The 14,346-nt window shown below is 67.9% G+C and carries 11 protein-coding genes; 5 read left to right on the top strand and 6 right to left on the bottom strand.

Annotated features, from left to right (window positions below; genetic code table 11):
- Nucleotides 1–5: 5 nt before the first annotated feature.
- Nucleotides 6–641, bottom strand: a complete 636-nt coding sequence (locus DIE03_RS30855; RefSeq protein WP_124455997.1) for an SCO family protein — start codon at nt 639–641, stop codon at nt 6–8.
- Nucleotides 642–921: 280 nt separating this feature from the next.
- On the opposite strand from DIE03_RS30855, the gene otsB reads away from it, so the two are divergent.
- Nucleotides 922–1,674, top strand: a complete 753-nt coding sequence (otsB, locus tag DIE03_RS30850; protein ID WP_124455996.1) for a trehalose-phosphatase — start codon at nt 922–924, stop codon at nt 1,672–1,674.
- The gene (otsA, locus tag DIE03_RS30845) at nt 1,671–3,059 is read left to right on the top strand and encodes an alpha,alpha-trehalose-phosphate synthase (UDP-forming) (RefSeq protein ID WP_124455995.1); all 1,389 of its coding nucleotides are present in this window, start codon (nt 1,671–1,673) and stop codon (nt 3,057–3,059) included. The genes otsB and otsA overlap by 4 nt, the downstream gene beginning before the upstream one ends.
- A gap of 79 nt (nt 3,060–3,138) precedes the next feature.
- Here the strand turns inward: otsA and DIE03_RS30840 are convergent, their stop codons facing one another.
- A complete protein-coding gene (locus DIE03_RS30840; protein WP_124455994.1) occupies nt 3,139–4,971 on the bottom strand; it encodes an ABC transporter ATP-binding protein in 1,833 nt (610 codons plus the stop codon).
- Between the two features lie 566 nt (nt 4,972–5,537).
- Here DIE03_RS30840 and DIE03_RS30830 point away from each other — a divergent pair.
- Together DIE03_RS30830 and DIE03_RS30825 are read left to right on the top strand one after the other, a co-directional pair.
- Nucleotides 5,538–6,602 carry a glycosyltransferase family 4 protein gene (locus DIE03_RS30830; RefSeq protein WP_124455992.1) on the top strand — a complete coding sequence of 355 codons (1,065 nt, stop codon included), beginning with the start codon at nt 5,538–5,540 and terminating at the stop codon, nt 6,600–6,602.
- A gap of 238 nt (nt 6,603–6,840) precedes the next feature.
- Complete coding sequence (locus tag DIE03_RS30825) at nt 6,841–7,650, top strand: hypothetical protein (protein ID WP_124455991.1); 810 nt, start codon at nt 6,841–6,843, stop codon at nt 7,648–7,650.
- A gap of 84 nt (nt 7,651–7,734) precedes the next feature.
- On the opposite strand, the gene gudD is transcribed toward DIE03_RS30825, so the two are convergent.
- A complete protein-coding gene (gene gudD / locus DIE03_RS30820) occupies nt 7,735–9,087 on the bottom strand; it encodes a glucarate dehydratase (protein WP_124455990.1) in 1,353 nt (450 codons plus the stop codon).
- Nucleotides 9,088–9,446: 359 nt separating this feature from the next.
- Between gudD and DIE03_RS30810 the strand changes: the two genes are divergently transcribed.
- Nucleotides 9,447–10,196, top strand: a complete 750-nt coding sequence (locus DIE03_RS30810) for a FadR/GntR family transcriptional regulator (protein ID WP_124455989.1) — start codon at nt 9,447–9,449, stop codon at nt 10,194–10,196.
- A 137-nt stretch (nt 10,197–10,333) separates the two neighbouring features.
- Here DIE03_RS30810 and DIE03_RS30805 read toward each other — a convergent pair whose 3' ends face one another.
- The 3 genes from DIE03_RS30805 to DIE03_RS38595 all read right to left on the bottom strand — a co-directional run.
- A complete protein-coding gene (locus tag DIE03_RS30805; protein ID WP_124455988.1) occupies nt 10,334–11,482 on the bottom strand; it encodes a branched-chain amino acid ABC transporter substrate-binding protein in 1,149 nt (382 codons plus the stop codon).
- Nucleotides 11,483–11,852: 370 nt separating this feature from the next.
- Nucleotides 11,853–13,997: a phosphocholine-specific phospholipase C gene (locus DIE03_RS30800; RefSeq protein ID WP_124455987.1), complete on the bottom strand. Its 2,145-nt coding sequence runs from the start codon at nt 13,995–13,997 to the stop codon at nt 11,853–11,855.
- A gap of 41 nt (nt 13,998–14,038) precedes the next feature.
- A partial coding sequence (locus DIE03_RS38595; protein ID WP_221623704.1) for a hypothetical protein occupies nt 14,039–14,346 on the bottom strand: 308 nt, incomplete at its 5' end.

The following is a 14,346-nucleotide window of genomic DNA, read 5'->3' as shown; positions in this document are numbered from 1 at the left end:
GGAATTCAGGTCGGTGAGGCAGTGTCGATGATCCGGCGCACATCGGCGGCGATGGCGTCGGGCGAATCGCGATCGGTCGCGAGCAGGCGCGCGCGTCCGGTTGCGTCGAAGATGTAGACGGCCGAGCTGTGCGTGACTTCGTAGCCGCCGGACGGATCGCGTTTTTCCATCTGGTACGCGACGCGATAGCGTTTCGCGAGCGATTCGATCTGGCCGTCGGTGCCGGTCAGGCCGCGCGCGTGCGCGGCGTCGAACGCGGCGACGTACGACTGCATCAGCTGCGGCGTGTCGCGCGCGGGATCGACCGACACGAACAGGATGCGCACGTCGTTGGCCTGCGGGCCGAGCTTGCCGAGCACGTCCATCAGCCGCGCCATCGTTTCGGGGCAGACATCGGGGCAGTGCGTGTAGCCGAAGTAGACGAGCGCGACGCGGCCGTGGAACGCATCGGCGCCGACGGGGCGGCCGTCGCCGCCCGTGAGCGTGAACGACAGGTCGGGCAGGTGGCCGGTGACGTTGGTCAGGTTCCAGCGCGGCTCGTCGTGCGTGCACGCGGCGAGCGCCACGGCGGCGGCGAGGGCCGCAGCCGTGCGGATGAGGCGGGAGAAGCGCCGGTGCGGCGCGGGACGGGCAGACGACATCCTGGGGCTCGATCGGTCGGAAAGATACCGGCCGGCGCGATGCCATGCGTCGCGCGGCAGGCGGTTGCGACTGTAGCGCAATTCGCGCGCCCGCGTCCTTTCGAAACCCGTACGGGGCGGGCGAGCGGGGCAATATGTCGCAGTTGACGCGGGCGGCAGCGCGAGGCCGGCGACGTACCGGTTTCGCCCATCTCGGTGCGCAGGCGCGGTAAGATGCGCACAAACCCATTCGCGCAGTGGCGGCCTGCGTTTGCCGGCCGGCCCTCAGACTATCGAATCGATGCAATCCGTTCCGGCTTCCCTGTCCCTGACCGATACCGCGTTCTTCTTCGACTTCGACGGCACGCTCGTCGAACTCGCGCCGACTCCCGACAGCATTCACGTCCCGCCGTCGCTGCTGACGCTGCTCGACGAGCTGCGCCGCCGCACGCACGGCGCGGTCGCGGTCGTGTCGGGGCGCGGCATCGACAACCTCGACACGTTCCTGAAGATGCCCGACCTGCCGATCGCGGGCCTGCACGGCGCGGAGCGCCGCGATGCGAACGGCGACACGCAGCGCATCGGCTTCAACGACGAACGCCTGCTGCGCATCGAGCGCGAGCTGGCGGGCGTCGTCGACCGCCATCCGGGCATGCTGCTCGAAATCAAGGGCGCGGCCGTCGCGCTGCACTTCCGCAACGCGCCCGAGCGCGAGGCGGCGGCGCGCGAAGCGGCCGAGCGTCTCGTGGCCGACTATGCCGATGCGTACGTGCTGCAGCCCGGCAAGATGGTGTTCGAGATCAAGCCGAAGGGCGTCGACAAGGGGCGCGCACTGGCCGCGTTCCTCGACGAACCGCCGTTCGCGGGGCGCGTGCCGTTGTTCGCGGGCGACGACCTGACCGACGAGAAGGGCTTCGCGGTGGTCAATGCGCGCGGCGGCCTGTCGATCAAGGTCGGCGCGGGCGAGACGTCGGCCCGCATGCGGCTCGACTCGGTCGACGCGCTGCATGAGCAGATCGCGCGCTGGCTCGGCGCGGGGCAGCCGCACGCATGAGCCGGCTCATCATCGTTTCAAACCGCGTCGCACCGATTTCGGAAGGCGAACCGGCGGCGGGCGGCCTGGCGATCGGCGTCTATGACGCACTGAAGGAGACGGGCGGCATGTGGTTCGGCTGGAGCGGCGAGGTCGTCGCGTCCGGCGCGCCGCAGCCGCAGATCCACGTCGAGGAGCGCGGGCCCGTGACGTTCGCGACCGTCGGGCTGGCGCGCCGCGATTACGACCAGTACTACCGTGGCTTCTCGAACGCGACGCTGTGGCCCGCGTTCCATTACCGCGCGGACCTGATCCAGTACGACCGCCACGAATTCGACGGCTACCGCCGCGTCAACGTGTGGCTCGCGCAGCAGCTCGTGCCGCTGCTGCAGGACGACGACGTGATCTGGGTGCACGACTATCACCTGATCCCGTTCGCGCGCGCGCTGCGCGATGCCGGCGTGAAGAACCGGATCGGCTTCTTCCTGCACATCCCGTTTCCGGCCGCTCAGGTGCTCGTCAACGTGCCGCCGCACCGCGAGCTCGTCGAGTCGCTGTGCGCGTTCGACCTGCTCGGCTTCCAGACCGAACCCGACTTGCGCGCATTCTGCGACTACGTCGAATTCGAAGCGGGCGGCGAGGTCGAGCGCAACGGGTACAACACGGTGCGCGTGCGCGCATTCGGCCAGACGCTGCGTGCGGCCGCCTATCCGATCGGCGTGTATCCGGACGAGATCGCGTCGCTCGCGCAGGCCGGTGAGCAGGGCAAGGCCGTGCGCACGCTCGCGACGTCGCTGCGCGGGCGGCAGCTGATCATGAGCGTCGACCGGCTCGATTATTCGAAGGGGCTCGTCGAGCGTTTCCGTGCATTCGAGAAGCTGCTCGAGCACCAGGCGTCGATCCGCAACCGCGTGTCGTTCCTGCAGATCGCACCGTCGACGCGCGCGGACCTGCGCGCGTACCAGGACATCCGGCTGCAGCTGGAGGCGGAGTCGGGGCGCATCAACGGGCGCTACGCGGAGCTCGACTGGGCGCCGATCCTCTACATTCACCGCCAGTACGACCGCCAGGTGCTGGCCGCGCTGTACCGGCTTGCGCGCGTGGGCTTCGTGACGCCGCTGCGCGACGGGATGAACCTCGTCGCGAAGGAATACGTGTCCGCGCAGAACCCGGACGATCCGGGCGTGCTGGTGCTGTCGCGTTTCGCGGGCGCTGCACGCGAGCTGACGGGCGCACTGATCGTCAATCCGATCGACATCGACGGGATGGCCGATGCGCTGTCGCAGGCGCTGACGATGCCGCTCGCCGAGCGGCGCGCGCGCTACGCGGACATGATCGCGCAACTGCGCGAGAACAACGTGTCGGTGTGGCGCGACAACTTCCTGCGCGATTTGCAGCACGTCTGACCGGCTGCTCCCGGCGCAATGAAAAAGCCGCAGTGCGTGACGCACTGCGGCTTTTTTTGTCGGCCGTATGCGGGCGGCGTCAGGCCACGCGCTCGCCGGTCGGCGTGTTGCCGTCGGGGGCCGCGTGATGGCGGCCGTGCTGTTTCGCGAGCAGGTCGCGGTACAGGCCGGGGCGGTTGCGCAGCACGTCGGGCGGGCCGTCGTCGATCACCTTGCCGTTGCTCATCACGATGATCCGGTCGAAGTTGCGCAGCGTCGACAGGCGGTGCGCGATCGCGATCACCGTGCGACCGACCATCAGGCGGTCGAGCGCGCTCTGGATGGCTTCCTCGGACGCGCTGTCGAGTGCCGACGTCGCTTCGTCGAGCAGCAGGATCGGCGCATCCTTCAGGATCGCGCGCGCAATCGCGATGCGCTGGCGCTGGCCGCCCGACAGCTTGACGCCGCGGTCGCCGACGATCGTGTCATAGCCTTCCGGCATCGCCTCGATGAACTCCGCGCAGCGTGCGTCACGCGCGGCGGCGAGCACTTCGTCGCGGGTCGCCTCGGGGCGGCCGTACGCGATGTTGTCGTAGATCGTCCGGTGCAGCAGCGAGATGTCCTGCGGCACGAGCGCGATCGCATGGCGCAGGCTGTCCTGCGTGATCGTCTTCACGTCCTGGCCGTCGACCTTCACGACGCCGTCCTGCGTGTCGTAGAAGCGCTGCAGCAGCGCGAGCACGGTCGACTTGCCGGCGCCCGACTTGCCGATCAGGCCGACGCGCTGTCCCGGTTCGATATGGAGATCGAAGTGGTCGAGGATCGCGCGGCGGTGCGGGTACGCGAACGTCACGCGCTCGAAGTCGACGCGGCCGCCGGTGGCCGTCAGCGGCTGCGCGTCGGAGCGGTCCGGCATCCCGTGCGGCTCGAGCAGCGTCTTCACGGCCTCGGACAGGCGCGCGACGTGCTGCGTGACGTCGACGAGCGCGACCGCGAGGTCGCGCGTGCCGTGCAGGATCGTGAAGCCGAGCGAGCTGACGAGCACGATGTCGCCCGACGTCGCGCGGCCCTGGTCCCACAGCCACAGCGCCCAGCCGAGCAGGCCGGCCGACAGCATCGCGGTGATCACCGCGTGCAGCAGGCGCAGCTTTTCAAGATAGAGCAGGCTTTGCTGGCGCGCGTCCATCTCGGCCTTGACCGTCGCGCCGAAGCGCTTCTGCTCGCGCAGCGTCATGCCGAACGCACGCACGAGCCCCATGTTGCCGATCACGTCGACGAGCTCGCCGTCGACCGCCGCGGCCTTCGCCGCGAACGCATGGTGACGGGCCGAGCCGCGCCCGGCGAGCTTGAACAGGATGACGGACAGCACGGCCGAACAGCCGAGCAGGCCGGCGGCCATCAGCGGATTGACGACGATGATCATCAGGATCGCGCCCATCACCGCGATGCACGGCGGCAGCACGTTCCACGCCATCGTGTTCTCGGACGTGTAGACCGCGTTCGACGTGGCCGTGATGCGGCTCGCGAGCGTGCCCGGCTGCTTCTCCGAGTAATACGTCGGCGAATGGCCGATCAGGTACTGGAACAGGTCGCGCCGCAGGTCGCCGGTCACTGCGACGAACGTGTGCGCGGCGACCCAGCCGCCGACGCGCCACAGCAGGTTGTCGGCCGCGATCAGCCCGACGAGCAGCGCGAACGCGCTCCACAGCGGGCCCGGGTGATGGCGCCCGGTCGCGAGTACGTCGATCAGGTGCTTGATCGCGTACTGCGAGCCGAGCGCGCAGCCGACGGCGGCCAGCACGCTGCAGAGCACGATGAGGTGCGCGGCGGGATGGAGGCGGATGTAGCGGAACAGGAACGCGATCGGCCGGTGCGCGTAGCTCGACAGCTTCGCGTTGTGGGCGTTGCGCTGGGCAGGGGTGAGAGATTCCAAAATATGCGTGCGGTGATTCGGTGATTGAGCGTGGCGGCTGGATCGCATGCCGACGTTCGCCCGGACTGAATAATCCGGCATTGTAAACAAGGCCGTGCGTCGCGCTGCGCGAATCTTGCCTTGGCCAGGGGCTCGCGATCGATTTTGAGATAAAATCCGGCATCCCGTCCTGCCTCGTGTGCCGGAATCACGCTGCCGGCAGCCTCGGGTTAACAGGGATCGCCAAAACGGCCTTCCACTCTAGAACGGACACCCAAGTCCGCGGGTTGCAAAGTGTTGCACCTTTGTAACAAAGTAAAGTGTTTGAAATGTTGTGCGCCGTATCGGGATTAACCCTAGATAATCGGCTCCGGGTTCGATTCCAGGTTTTTTTACGAACCCCTGTCAACGGGTCTTCGTTTCAAACGTTCTATGCCTGTCGCGTCGCCGACGCTCCTTGAGCAGCGCGGGTTCGACGCCCCCGGCAGGCTGATTCGTCCGATTTTCGGATGAAATGCATCCAGCCCGGACCGCCGGCAGGTTGCCGACCCATACCTGGTTTTTAGCCGATTTTTTAGGAGTTACGCATGCGAATCGCCCAAATCGCTCCGTTGCATGAAGCGGTGCCCCCGAAACTGTACGGTGGTACCGAGCGAGTGGTGTCCTATCTCACCGAAGCGCTTGTCGAGATGGGGCATGACGTGACGCTCTTCGCGAGCGGCGATTCGCAAACTTCCGCGAAGCTCGAAGCATGCTGGCCGCAGGCGCTGCGCCTCGACCCGACGATCCGCGACGTGATGGCCCCGCACATGCTGCTCCTCGAGCAGGTGCGCCGCCGCGCGGAAGAGTTCGATGTCCTGCACTGCCACATCGACTACTACCCGTTCTCGCTGTTCTCGCGCCAGCCGGTCCCGCATCTGACGACGATGCACGGCCGTCTCGACCTGCCGGAACTGCAGCCGATCTTCAATGCATTCAGCGACGTGCCGGTCGTGTCGATCTCCGACAACCAGCGCATCCCGCTGCCGCAGGCGAACTGGCTGTCGACCGTGTACCACGGCCTGCCGGAAAACCTGCTGACGCCGATCCCGAACGTGAAGCCGAGCTACCTGGCGTTCCTGGGCCGCATCTCGCCGGAGAAGCGCGTCGACACGGCGATCCGCATCGCCGAACAGGCCGGCCTGCCGATCAAGATCGCCGCGAAGCTCGACAAGGCTGACCGCGCGTACTACGAAGAGAAGATCAAGCCGCTGTTCGCGCTGCCGCACGTCGAGTACATCGGCGAAATCAGCGAGTCGGAAAAGACCGAATTCCTCGGCAACGCGCACGCGCTGCTGTTCCCGATCGACTGGCCGGAGCCCTTCGGCCTGGTGATGATCGAGGCGATGGCCTGCGGCACGCCGGTGATCGCGTTCAAGCGCGGTTCGGTGCCGGAAGTGATCGACAACGGCGTGTCGGGCTTCGTCGTCGAAGACGAACTGTCGGCCGTCGCGGCGCTCAAGCGCCTCGATACGCTGCCGCGCGAGAAGGTCCGCGCCGCGTTCGAAGCACGTTTCTCGTCGAAGGTGATGGCGCAGAACTACGTGAAGGGCTACGAGGAACTGCTGCGCCAGAAGCACCGTACGGTGCTCCGCGAAGTCAACGCAGGCTGATTCGCCGGCCGCTGCCGCGCTGCGGCGCGCGGCCGTCATCGACGCCCCGTCCGGGTTTTCCGGCGGGGCGTTGTCACATCCGCGGCGCGGATGTGTTGTATTCTCGCCGCGCCCGGCGCCGCGAACGGCCCCCGAAGCGGCCCGGCACGCCATCCGGCCGTCTGTCCAGACGGTAATGTCCCTATAATGGCCGTGCCGTGAAATCCGGCCCTGTACGAATATCAAGAGGAGAGCAGTCTTGGCGAGAACGAAAACCACGCGCGCAGCGCCGGCCCCCGGCGCCGGTGTGATCTTCGCGTTGCGCGCGATCGGTCTCGTGCTGCTCGCGCGCTGGCTGTTCTCGATGTCGCAGATGGGCTATCGCTCGTCGCTGTCCGCGATGGTGTCGTCGCCGTGGGCGTTCGTCTACCTCGTGCTGATCTTCCTGCTGCTCGCGCTGCCGGGCGCCGTCGCGCGTGCCGAGCGGCCGTTCCATCCGCTGCCGCAGTGGCTGCGCCAGGCGCTGCGCGTCTTCGCGCTGATCGGCTTCCTGTTCGCGGTCTGGTCGATCGGCATGTACGCGTGGGTGGCCGGCTGGCGCCACGCGCTGCATGCGGTGACGGCGACCAACGGCTGGCTCGTCGCCGCGCCGGCGCTCTACGCGGCGATCGTCTGGATCTGCCGCCCGCGGCCGCTGTGGCGCACCAACGTGGCCGCTCGCCGCTTCGCGGTCGGCCGGTATGCAATTTCACTCGACGTGCTGACGCGCACCGCGATCGTCTGGATGGAAAGCCGCAAGGTCGGCCAGTACGACGCGCGTGAGCTGTCGGTGCGCTGGCCTGGCCGCAAGGCTGCTGCGCCGAGCGAGCAGGGTGCGGCGGACGCGCAGCCGGCAATCGTGCCGCCGCGTCGCGGCAGCCTGTTCAATCGGCCGAAGGTCGAGCTGCTGTGGGATTCGCCGGCGGCAGTCGGCCATAACCGGCAGATCGTGATGCGCGCGCCGCTCGCGACCGAAGGCGACCGCGTCGCGGTGCTCGCGCTCGACGCGGCGCTCAAGCAGATCGTCTGACACGGCTCGCGCACCCGGCGCGGGCGACAAGGACCGGCTGGTCACCGGCAACCGGGCGAGCCGGCCGCCCGGTCGGTCCCGCGCTCAGCGCACGAGGCAGGGGCGCTTGTTGTTGAACGTCCACCCCGGAATCAGATACTGCATGGCCGCCGCATCGTCGCGGGCGCCGAGGCCGTGCTGCTTGTACAGCTCGTGCGCGACCGCGACCGCATCCATGTCGATGTCGACGCCGAGACCCGGCCGCTTCGGCACTTCCACCAGCCCGTTCTCGATCGTCAACGGCTCGCGCGTCAGCCGTTCGCCGTCCTGCCAGATCCAGTGCGTGTCGATCGCGGTGACCTGGCCGGGCGCGGCGGCCGCGACATGCGTGAACATCGCGAGCGATACGTCGAAGTGGTTGTTCGAATGCGAACCCCACGTGAGACCCCAATCGCGGCACATCTGCGCGACGCGCACCGAACCCTGCATCGTCCAGAAATGCGGGTCGGCGAGCGGGATGTCGACGGCCTGCAATTGCACCGCGTGGCCCATCTGCCGCCAGTCGGTCGCGATCATGTTGGTCGCCGTCGGCAGCCCCGTCGCGCGGCGGAATTCGGCCATCACCTCGCGGCCCGAGTAACCGTTCTCCGCGCCGCACGGATCTTCCGCATACGCGAGCACGTGATGCTGATCGCGGCACAGCCGCACGGCTTCGTCGAGCGACCATGCGCCGTTCGGGTCGAGCGTCACGCGTGCGTCGGGGAAGCGTTCGGCGAGCGCCGTCACGGCCTCGATCTCGCTTGCGCCTTCGAACACGCCACCCTTCAGCTTGAAGTCGTTGAAGCCGTAGCGCGCATGCGCCGCCTCGGCGAGCCGCACGACGGCCTCGGGCGTCAGCGCGGCTTCGTCGCGCACGCGGGTCCAGTCGTCGGTCGCGCCGCTGCCGTCGCGATACGCGAGCGCGGTTTTCGTGCGGTCGCCAATGTAGAACAGGTAGCCGAGCATTTCGACGCGGTCGCGTTGCTGGCCTTCGCCGAGCAGCGCGGCGACCGGCACGCCGAGGTGCTGGCCAAGCAGGTCGAGCAGCGCGGCCTCGAGCGCAGTGACCGCGTGGATCGTCGTGCGCAGGTCGAAGGTCTGCAGCCCGCGGCCGCTCGCGTCGCGGTCGGCGAAGGTGCGCCGCACGTCGTTGAGCACCGCATGGTAGTTGCCGACCGGCTGGCCGACGACGAGTGCGCGCGCGTCGTCGAGCGTGCGGCGGATGCTTTCGCCGCCCGGCACCTCGCCGACGCCTGTCCGGCCCGCGCTGTCCTTCAGGATCACGAGGTTGCGGGTGAAGAACGGACCGTGCGCACCGCTCAGGTTGAGCAGCATGCTGTCGTGGCCGGCGACCGGAATCGCTTGCAGGTCGACGATGCGCGGCGTGTCGTGGGAAGGCGAGGCAGTGACGGCGTTCATGGGCGGCGATGGCAGAAGAGTGGGCAATGCCGTGCGGCAAAAGCTTTGCCGCGCGCGGCGGGAGGTGCGATCATTCGACAACCGACGTGCGCGGCGCGCAAGGCCCGCAGGTCGACAGCAACCCGGAACGGGGTGGGCGCGACAACGAGACCAGCAGCGCGCAGAACGCGAACGCTGGCTGATCGTCAGGCATGGGACCGGGCGGCGCTGGAATGCCGGCCCGAGTCGACAGGAGATCCGTGCATCGATCATCAGTCGTCGGATGACTTGTGACGCAGTATAATGAATCATCGGCTTTCGCTCAAACCCCGCGTAAACCCTCGGCTCACATTACGATCATTCAAAAAGGAACCGGCCTCATGTCCGTGCCCACGCTTCCCGCAGCGCCGCGCCGTCGCGCACGCAGCCTCGCACAAGATGTCGTCGACGCGCTGACCGCGCAGATCGAAAACGGCACGCTGCGTCCCGGCGACAAGCTGCCGACCGAAACCGAAGTCATGGCGGCGCAGGGCGTCAGCCGTACGGTCGTGCGCGAGGCGATCTCGCGGATGCAGGCGAGCGGCCTCGTCGAGACGCGCCACGGCATCGGCAGCTTCGTGCTGGAACCGTCGCGCCGCCAGGCGCTCGGCATCGATCCCGCGACGATCACGACGCTGCGCGACGTGCTCGCGGTGCTGGAGCTGCGCATCAGCCTCGAGAGCGAGTGCGCGAGCCTGGCCGCGCAGCGCGCGAACGATACCGACCTCGCCGCGCTGCGGCGCGCGCTCGACGCGATCGCGACGGGGGCGGGCGGCGGCCGCGACACCGCGCAGCTCGACTTCCAGTTCCACCTGCAGATCGCGCAGTCGACTGGCAACCGTTATTTCGTCGACATCATGACGCAGCTCGGCACGTCGATCATCCCGCGCACGCGCGTGAATTCGGCGCGCTTTGCCGGCGACGATCTCGAGCGCTACGTGGGCCGGCTGAACCACGAGCACGAGGATATCTACGAGGCGATCGCACGCCATGACCCTGAAGCGGCGCGCGCCGCGATGCGCACGCACCTCACGAACAGCCGCGAGCGGCTGCGTCGTGCGCACGAAGCGGCCGAGGCCGAGGCCAGCTGACCGCCGTGCGGCGCGGCCCGCGTTGCCGCGGGTCCGTGCCGAATCGCTTCAACATCAGTCGTCATACAAGATCGATGTCACCGCATCGATCTGCGCGGCCAGGCGGCGCATCCGCCGCCGGCCGCCGAACCCGCCGATCAGCCTCCCTTCGTCACGATCGTCTTCCACGCGCCGCTCTTCACCTGGTACAGCGTCGACATCCCGCTCTTCAGCGAACCGTCGTTCGCGAACGAGATGCGGCCGGTCACGCCTTCGAAGTCGATCTTCTTCAGCGCCGGGCGATAGACCTTCGGGTCGGTCGAGCCGGCCGCCTGCATCGCCTTGATCGCGGCCCACGCCGCGTCATAGCCGAACTGCGCATACGACAGCACGTCGACGCCGAAGCGCTTCTTGAAGCGCGCCTCGAAATCCTTCCCCTGCGGCAGCTCGTCGAGCGGCTGGCCGTATTCCCATGCCATCGCGCCTTCGGCGGCCGGGCCCGCGATCTTGATGAACTCGTTGTCCTTCACGCCGCCGCCGCCGACGAACTGCGCGTTCAGCCCGAGCTGGCGCATCTGCTTGATGAAGTTCGCGGCGAGCGAATCGAGGCCGCCGAAGAAGATCAGGTCCGGATTCTTGCCCTTCAGGCTCGTGATCTGCGCGCGGAAGTCGACCGCCTGGTTGTTGGTGAACTCGCGGCCGATGATCGTGCCGCCCGCGGCCTTCACGGCCTTCTCGAATTCGTCGGCCTCGCCCTGGCCGAACGCGGTGCGGTCGTCGATGATCGCGATGCGCTTCGCCTTCGTCACCTCGACCGCGTACTTGCCGGCGTTGCCGGCGTTCTGGCCGTCGGTCGCGATCACCATGAACATGTTCGCGAGCCCGCGCGACGTGAGCGTCGGGTTGGTCGCGGCCGGGTCGATCACCGGAATGCCGGCCTTGTCGTAGACCACCGACGCCGGGATCGTCGTCCCCGAGTTGAAGTGACCGACCACGACCGACACGTTCTGGTCGACCAGCGCCTGCGCGGCCTGCACGCCGATGCGCGGGTCGGCCTGGTCGTCCTGCACGACGAGATTGAAGTGGGCCGGCTTGCCGGCGATCTGCACCTTCTGCGCGGCCGCATCGTCGAGCGCGAGCTGCACGCCGTTCTGCAGATCCTTGCCGTAGCCGGCGTTCACGCCCGTGAGCGGCGCGGCGAAGCCGACCTTCACGTCGGTTGCGTCGGCAGCCTGGGCGGCCTGTTGCGAGAGGAGGGCAAGCGCGGATGCAATGGACACCGACAGCAGGGGATGACGGAATTTCATGTTGTTCCTCTTGTTCGACACCGGCGAGTGGGTACCGCGCGCGTCCGGGCGGGCCGGGCGCGTGCGACGGGCGGGCGGTTCGACCGCTTCTCGGAATCGGGCGGGGAGGTCGGCAGCGTGATCCTCGGAAACATCTCCCGTCAGGCTCCGCGAAGAGCCCCGATTGCTTCGATATATAGGTCGCCGATATGCGCGGGTCTTGGAAATTTGTCGCGCATTCGATGCGGATTTGCGCATAGCTTCCGCGCGGGCGGGTCCGGCCGGTATCGGGAGTTTCCCGTCGCGAACGGAACGGGCGCAGAGATGGGAGGCGGTGCGGGACAAAAACGCGGCGCGGCCCGCGAGGGGCCGCGCCGCGCGTGGGTCGACGTCAGTCGGACAGGGCGTCCGATGCGGCTTCGGCGTCGTCGTGCGACGCGTGCGTGCGGATCAGCGGGTCGCTGGTGCTCGGGCGGCCCGTTTCGACGTGGCCCGCGAAGCGGCGCAGGAAGCCGAGCAGCCGGCCGTCGCTGACGGTCAGGTCGTACCAGCCGTGGCTGCCGCGCAGGTCCCAGTAGTCGTCGACGTGCGCGCCCGGCGCGAGGTCGAACGTGCGCGAGCGGCCGTGGCCGTACGCGTTCGTGACCTTGAGCCGCACGGCCTTGTGGCCGCGGTTCATCAGGCGCAGCGTGATGTTGCCGTTCGCGACGTCATAGCCGTAGATCACCTCGGGGTTCACGTTCGCGCTGCCGACGCCGGTCGCGAACGGGCCGCGGAAATGGCAGTAGAAGCCGTTCGGGCCGTACACGTCGAGGTCGTACAGGCCGAGCGATGCCGCCGCGCTCCATGTATCGGCGATCCGCTTGCCGGCTTCGACCGTGTACGTCCACGGACCGTCGAGGCGGTTGCGCGACTGGACCTGGAACGCGGCGCCCGCGCGGCCCGTGTTCGCGAAGGTCAGCCGGAACTGGCCGTTCACGGATTCGACGCGGCCGTGCACGAACAGCTCGTACGGCAGCGCGCGCGCCGGACGCAGCCCGGCTTCCTGTTTCGGCAGCTTCTGCAGGGCCGGCGGCACCGGGATGTAGTCGGGATGCCGGTTGCGGTCGGGCGGCGCGTAGCTGCTCGTGTCGGGCAGCGTCGGCCACGCGGCATCGGACGTCGCGAAGTCGAATGCGGCGGTCAGGTCGCCGCACACCGCGCGACGCCACGGCGACACGTTGGCGGCCGCGACCGGATATTGCGCGCCGAACCGCGCCTCGATGAATTGCAGCAGCGACGTGTGATCGAAGGTCTGCGAGCAGACCCACCCGCCCTTGGTCCATGGCGACACGACGAGCATCGGCACGCGCGGCCCGAGCCCGTACGGGCCGGCCATGTGGGATGCGTCGCCGGCGAACACCTCGTTGGTCGTCGCGACCGTCGACAGCCCGTTGTCGCGCGACTGCGGCGCGAACGGCGGCTGCACGTGATCGAAGAAGCCGTCGTTTTCGTCGTACGTGATGAACAGCGCGGTCTTGCTCCAGACCTCCGGATTCGACACGAGCGCCTTCAGCACCTGCTCGATGTACCACGCGCCGTAGTTCGCGGGCCAGTTCGGGTGCTCGGAATACGCTTCCGGCGCGCAGATCCACGACACCTGCGGCAGCGTGCCGTTCTTCACGTCCTGCTGCAGCACGTCGAACAGCGTGCCGCCGGTGCTGATGTTGGTGCCGGTGCGCGCCTTGTCGTACAGCGGCGTGCCGGGCAGCGCGGTGCGGTACTGGTTGAAGTAGAGCAGCGCGTTGTCGCCGTAGTTGCCGATGTACGGGTTCTGCGTCCAGCCCCACGAGCCGTTCGCGTCGAGCCCCGTGCCGACGTCCTGGTAGATCTTCCACGACACGCCGGCCTGTTCGAGCACTTCCGGATAGGTCGTCCAGCCGTAGCCCTTTTCCTCGTTGCCGAGCACCGGGCCGCCGCCCGTGCCGTCGTTGCCGACATAGCCCGTCCACATGTAGTAGCGGTTCGGGTCGGTCGAGCTCGGGATCGAGCAGTGATACGCGTCGCAGATCGTGAACGCATCGGCGAGCTGGTAGTGGAACGGGATGTCGTCGCGCTTCAGGTACGCCATCGTCGTGGTGCCCTTGTTCGGCACCCACTGGTCGTAGCGGCCCTTGTTCCACGCGGCGTGCATGTCCTGCCAGCCGTGCGGCAGGTCCTGCAGGAACTGCAGGCCGAGCTTGTCGGCGCCGGGATGGAACGGCAGCAGTTCGGCCGGGCCGACCGGCTGGTGGAACACCGACTTGCCGTTCGCGAGGCGCAGCGGGCGCGGGTCACCGAAACCGCGGACACCGCGCATCGTGCCGAAGTAGTGGTCGAACGAACGGTTTTCCTGCATCAGGATCACGATGTGTTCGATGTCACGGATCGTGCCGGTGCGGCGGTTCGCGGGAATCGCAAGCGCATCGCGGATCACGGGCGGAAACAGGTTCAGCGCGGCGGCGCCGGCAGTGCCGGCGGCGACGCGCAGGAAGTCACGACGGTTCGATCGGGTCATGGTCGTTATCGTGCGGTAAGGGGGGAGCCGATTGGCGGGACCTACGGGAAGGGCGCGCTCCGGGTCGCAGGATGCGGCTGCGCCGGTTCGTGCCGCCGCGAGCATAGCGAGGAATCGGTGTCATTCATGTGAAGTCCGGAAACGTTTGCATGTGCGGCGAAGCGGCAGCGGGACGCAGGGCGCCTGCGGTCATGGAGCAGCAGGGAAAGCAGGGAAAGCAGGGAAAGCAGGGAAAGCAGGGAAAGCAGGGAAAGCAGGGAAAGCAGGAAAGCAGGAAACCAGCAAGCCACCACAAACGACAACAGCAAAACAAGAACAACCAGCCAGCAGGCGAGCACACAAGCAAGAA

The sequence above is a fragment of the Burkholderia sp. Bp8992 genome, assembly GCF_003853705.1.
GTDB lineage: Bacteria > Pseudomonadota > Gammaproteobacteria > Burkholderiales > Burkholderiaceae > Burkholderia.
This window is presented reverse-complemented; position numbering and strand designations above follow the sequence as displayed.